General features: G+C 74.7%; 5 protein-coding genes and 1 pseudogene. 4 read left to right on the forward strand and 2 right to left on the reverse strand.

The features are described from left to right. Nucleotides 1-331 (forward strand): annotated as a pseudogene (locus RWM17_RS12575) (oxidoreductase); the annotation flags it as partial. Nucleotides 332-418: 87 nt separating this feature from the next. Here RWM17_RS12575 and RWM17_RS12580 read toward each other — a convergent pair. Then, nucleotides 419-1,138 carry an SDR family oxidoreductase gene (locus RWM17_RS12580; protein ID WP_314104169.1) on the reverse strand — a complete coding sequence of 240 codons (720 nt, stop codon included), beginning with the start codon at nucleotides 1,136-1,138 and terminating at the stop codon, nucleotides 419-421. Between the two features lie 153 nt (nucleotides 1,139-1,291). On the opposite strand from RWM17_RS12580, the gene RWM17_RS12585 reads away from it, so the two are divergent. Beyond that, nucleotides 1,292-1,690 carry a MerR family transcriptional regulator gene (locus RWM17_RS12585; protein WP_123548397.1) on the forward strand — a complete coding sequence of 133 codons (399 nt, stop codon included), beginning with the start codon at nucleotides 1,292-1,294 and terminating at the stop codon, nucleotides 1,688-1,690. Between the two features lie 126 nt (nucleotides 1,691-1,816). Here the strand turns inward: RWM17_RS12585 and RWM17_RS12590 are convergent, their stop codons facing one another. Next, a complete protein-coding gene (locus RWM17_RS12590) occupies nucleotides 1,817-2,179 on the reverse strand; it encodes a hypothetical protein (RefSeq protein WP_314104163.1) in 363 nt (120 codons plus the stop codon). Nucleotides 2,180-2,410: 231 nt separating this feature from the next. On the opposite strand from RWM17_RS12590, the gene RWM17_RS12595 reads away from it, so the two are divergent. Beyond that, nucleotides 2,411-2,869, forward strand: coding sequence for a DUF3817 domain-containing protein (locus RWM17_RS12595; protein WP_314104164.1), 459 nt, complete (start codon nucleotides 2,411-2,413; stop codon nucleotides 2,867-2,869). Nucleotides 2,870-2,980: 111 nt separating this feature from the next. Then, nucleotides 2,981-4,458 (forward strand): HAD-IC family P-type ATPase (locus RWM17_RS12600; protein ID WP_399540483.1); only part of this gene is annotated, 1,478 nt, incomplete at its 3' end.

The raw sequence follows: 4,458 nt of genomic DNA on the forward strand, positions 1-4,458 counted from the left end.
GGCCGGGGCGCCGCCGCCGATGCGGCTGCTCTGCTCCGTCCGGACGCCGGCCGACCGCTGGTTCGAGGCCGAGCTGACGGCGCTCGCCGAGGAGTCGGCCGGCGCGGTGCAGGTCGACTGGGTCTTCACGCGGGAGGCTCCCGCGGGGGCGACCCGCGCCTCCGGCAGGCTGACCCGTGACGAGCTGCTCGACCTCGTGCTGCCGGCGTCCGAGCACCCGCTCGTCTACGTCTGCGGCACGAACTCGTTCGTCGAGACCGTCGCCGGCTGGCTGGTCGCCGCCGGCCACGACCCGACCCGCGTCCGCACGGAGCGCTTCGGCGGCGTCTAGCGCCGCCCCGGCGCCGAGTGGTCAGGTCCGGTCCTGTCGCGAGCGATCGAGGACAGGTGCTGACCACTCGGCCTCACCAGCGGCAGCTCAGCCGAGCAGCTCGCGCATCTTCGTGTAGAACTCGGCCGGGTCGCCGGCGAGCGACGCCTTCACCATCGCGCTCCAGTCGTCGACGACGACCTCGATCGCACCGGCGGCGAGGCCGTCGAACGAGCTCCGGGGCACGTCGCGCGGGTCGATCTTGGGCCCGTCGTAGTTCGCCGTGATGTCGGTGTCCGCGGCCCCGAGCATCACGCCCTGGACGAGCGTCCCCTGGGCGGCCAGCTCGAGCCGGACGGCGTTCGTCATGTTCCACTCGGCGGCCTTGGCGGCGGCGTAGGCCCCGCTGCCGGGGGCGGCGAACCACGAGAGGGCGGAGAGGACGTTGACGATCGCCCCGCCCCCGTTGGCCGCGAGCACGGGCGCGAACTCGCGGATCACGTCGAGGGTGCCCCAGTAGTGCGTGTCCATCTCGCGACGGGCGTCGACGAGGTCGCCGGTGATCAGCGACGCACCGGTCGCGATGCCGGCGTTGTCGACGAGCACGGTGACGTCGTGGGCGGCGGCCGCGGCGGCCACCACGGAGGCGTGGTCGGTGAGGTCGAGCTGCAGCGGCGCGATCCGGGGATCGGTGAAGTCGAGGGTCTCGGGTCGACGAGCCGTCGCCCAGACCTTGGCGGCGCCGCGCTCGAGCGCCTCGAGGACGAACTGGCGGCCGATGCCGCGGTTGGCCCCCGTCACGAGGACGGTCTGGCCGGTGATGTCGATGTTCATGCGTGGTGTCTTCCTGGTCGTGGACGGTCGGCCGGGCAGTCTCCGCCGGCCCGGCGTCGGCTACGCTAGGACTTCACGTTGACGTCAAGGGCAAGTCCGGCACGCGGATCAGGCCGAGACGTCTCCCCGGCGGTCACGGAGGCACGGATGCGCATCGGCGAGGTGGCAGAGCGAGCGGGCGTCAGCACGCGCGCGCTGCGGTACTACGAAGAGCAGGGCCTGCTCGAGTCCGACCGCACGAGCAGCGGCCAGCGCAGCTACGCGGAGGCGGCGGTCGAGCGGGTGCAGCTGATCCAGCAGTTCTTCACCGCCGGGCTGCCGAGCCGCACCATCCTCCAGCTGCTGCCCTGCGTCGACTCCGGCACGAGCTCGCCCGAGGTCTTCGCCGTTCTCGAGGCGGAGCGTCGGCGCATCACCGCGGCGATGGCCGACCTCTCTGCCGCTCGCGACGCCCTCGACCGCATGGTCGAGATCGCGCGGCACCCCACCCCCGAGCACTGCCCGGCGCTGCGCGAGCCCGCCGAGCCGGCCCGCGACGCGGCCTGACCTGCCCGGCCTGCCCGGTCGGCGCACCGAGTGGTCAGTTCCGGTCCTGCCGAGCGGCGTCGACGACCGCAGCTGACCACTCGTGCCCGCGCCGGCGACGTCGCCCCGAAGGAGGCGCGGGCCGGGTCAGGCGCGCGGGTCGCCCTCGTCCAGCCACGACGGCCGTGAGGGCCGCGGGTGCCGGAGCGTCTGCACGACGCCGATCAGGCAGACGACGAACACGACCGCGACCAGCACCAGGAACACGATGCCGAACGGCGTGGGCGCCTCGCCGCGGCCGAGCGAGACGGCGGCCGTGACCAGGTGCAGGAACAGCGGGAACGCGAGCACGCCCCAGAGGACCGGCGACCCGCGGAAGGTCGGCCGCTGCAGGCGCAGCCTGCCTCGCGACCGACCGTCGGCGGCAGGGTGCGTCGCGCCGGGGCGCGCCGCGCCGGGGCGCTCGTGTCGGTCCTGCCGGCGGTGCTGCTCGGCGTCGCGGTCGCTCATGGAGTCCCCCTCGTGGTCGTCGTCGATCCGTCCACCGTACGCCGCGCCTCCTTCGCCCCTCGGGCCGGGTCGAGAGGCCTCGGATCGACGTCCGGAGGTGCCCTCAGGTCGATCCCGGGCCTCTCGCGATCGCGGGGACGGGCGGCGGTGCAGGCGCTGCACCGGGGGAGGCGGCGCCCAGGGCGGTGCTGAGACCATGGAGGCCCACCGACCCCCTCACCAGGAGCCGCCATGTCGCCCCGCGCCCTCTTCCGCTCGTTCGCCGTCGCCGAGGTCGTGACCTGGGCCCTGCTGATCGGCGGGATGCTGCTGAAGTACGTCGCGAAGGTGGGCGACTGGCCCGTCAGCGTCGCGGGGCCGATCCACGGGTTCGTGTTCCTCGCCTACCTCGTCGCGGGTGTCGTCGTCGCCGTGAACCAGCGCTGGTCGCCGGGGGTGACCGTGCTCGCCCTCGCGAGCGCCGTCGTGCCGTTCGCCTCGCTGCCCGTCGAGCGCGGGATCGACCGCCGCGGCGGGCTCGACGGCGACTGGCGGCGCGAGGCGACCGGCGACCCGCGCGACCGTCGGCCGCTCGACCGACTCCTCCGCTGGGTGCTCGGGCACCTCGCGCTCGCGGTGGTGCTGCTGCTCGCGGCCGTCGTGGTCGTCTTCGTGCTGCTGCTGATCGTCGGCCCGCCCGTCGGCGGCTGATCCGTCGAGAGGGCTGACGGTCGGCGGGCTGACAGCGAGGAGGCTGAGGGTCGAGGAGGCGGTCGCCCCGAGTCCTGGACGTCGCGCGCGATACCCCCCTAGGGTATGGGGATGAGCACCTCGCACGACCACCCCGCCCCCGGCGACGACGAGCAGGTCGGCACCGACCACTCGGGACTCGCGACGGCCGACCACGGCCAGGAGGCCGCCGGCGTCGCCGCGGGGCACGACACGCACGCCGGCCACGCCGCGCACGCCGCGCACGCCGGGCACGACGCGCACGCGGGCCACGACGGTCATGCGGGCCACGACGCGCACGCGGGCCACCACGGCCACGGGGGCCACGGCGACCACGCCGCGCAGTTCCGCGACAAGTTCTGGGTCAGCCTCGTCGTCGCCGTGCCGGTGGTCGCCTTCAGCTCGATGTTCGCCGGGCTGCTCGGCTACGACGTCCCGTCGTTCCCCGGCTCCGAGTGGATCTCGCCGGTGCTCGGCACGTTCCTCTTCGCGTGGGGCGGCTGGCCGTTCCTCAGCGGAGGCGTCGCGGAGGCACGGGCGAAGCAGCCGGGGATGATGCTCCTCATCGCGATGGCCATCACCGTCGCGTTCGTCGCGAGCTGGGCGACGACGCTCGGCATCGGCGGCCTCGACCTCGACTTCTGGTGGGAGCTCGCGCTCCTCGTCGTCATCATGCTGCTCGGGCACTGGATCGAGATGCGGGCCCTGGGTGCCGCCTCCGGTGCCCTCGACGCCCTCGCCGCGCTGCTGCCCGACACGGCCGACCGTGTCGACGGCGCCTCCGGCACGGACTCGGGCGACGGCACCGGCACCGAAATCGGCGCGACGACCGAGGTGGCCCTCGCCGACCTCGTCGCGGGCGACGTCGTGCTCGTCCGCTCGGGTGCCCGCGTGCCCGCCGACGGCGTCGTCGTCGACGGCTCCGCTGAGATGGACGAGTCGATGGTCACGGGCGAGTCCCGGACCGTCGCGCGCGGCGAGGGCGACCGGGTCGTCGCCGGCACCGTCGCGACCGACGGCGCCCTGCGGGTCCGGGTCACCGCCGTCGGCGACGACACGGCCCTCGCGGGCATCCGGCGGCTCGTCGCCGAGGCCCAGGCCTCGTCGTCGCGCGCCCAGGCACTCGCCGACCGCGCCGCCGCCCTGCTCTTCTGGTTCGCCTCGGGTGCGGGGGTGGTCACCTTCGTCGTGTGGCTCCTCCTCGGCGACCTCGACCAGGCGATCACGCGCACCGTGACCGTGCTCGTCATCGCCTGCCCGCACGCCCTCGGGCTCGCGATCCCGCTGGTGATCGCGATCTCGACCGAGCGCGCGGCCCGGGCGGGCGTGCTCGTCAAGGACCGCCTCGCCCTCGAGCGCATGCGCACCGTCGACACCGTGCTGTTCGACAAGACCGGCACCCTCACGAAGGGCGAGCCCGGCGTGACGGACGTGGCCACCGCCTCCTCGTCCGGGGGGCTGACTCGCGACGAGGCCCTGCGCCTCGCCGCGGCCGCCGAGCGCGACAGCGAGCACCCGGTCGCCCGGGCTCTGGTGCGTGCCGCGGCGTCGACCGACCGGCAGGCGGCGGG

Origin of the sequence: uncultured Frigoribacterium sp., assembly GCF_963515265.1 — a bacterium.
Taxonomy (GTDB): domain Bacteria; phylum Actinomycetota; class Actinomycetes; order Actinomycetales; family Microbacteriaceae; genus Frigoribacterium.

Coding starts and splice junctions, on each gene's coding strand:
- RWM17_RS12590 (WP_314104163.1), bottom strand. CDS start 2,179: ATGAGCGACCGCGACGCCGAGCAGCACCGCCGGCAGGACCGACACGAG.
- RWM17_RS12595 (WP_314104164.1), top strand. CDS start 2,411: ATGTCGCCCCGCGCCCTCTTCCGCTCGTTCGCCGTCGCCGAGGTCGTG.
- RWM17_RS12585 (WP_123548397.1), top strand. CDS start 1,292: ATGCGCATCGGCGAGGTGGCAGAGCGAGCGGGCGTCAGCACGCGCGCG.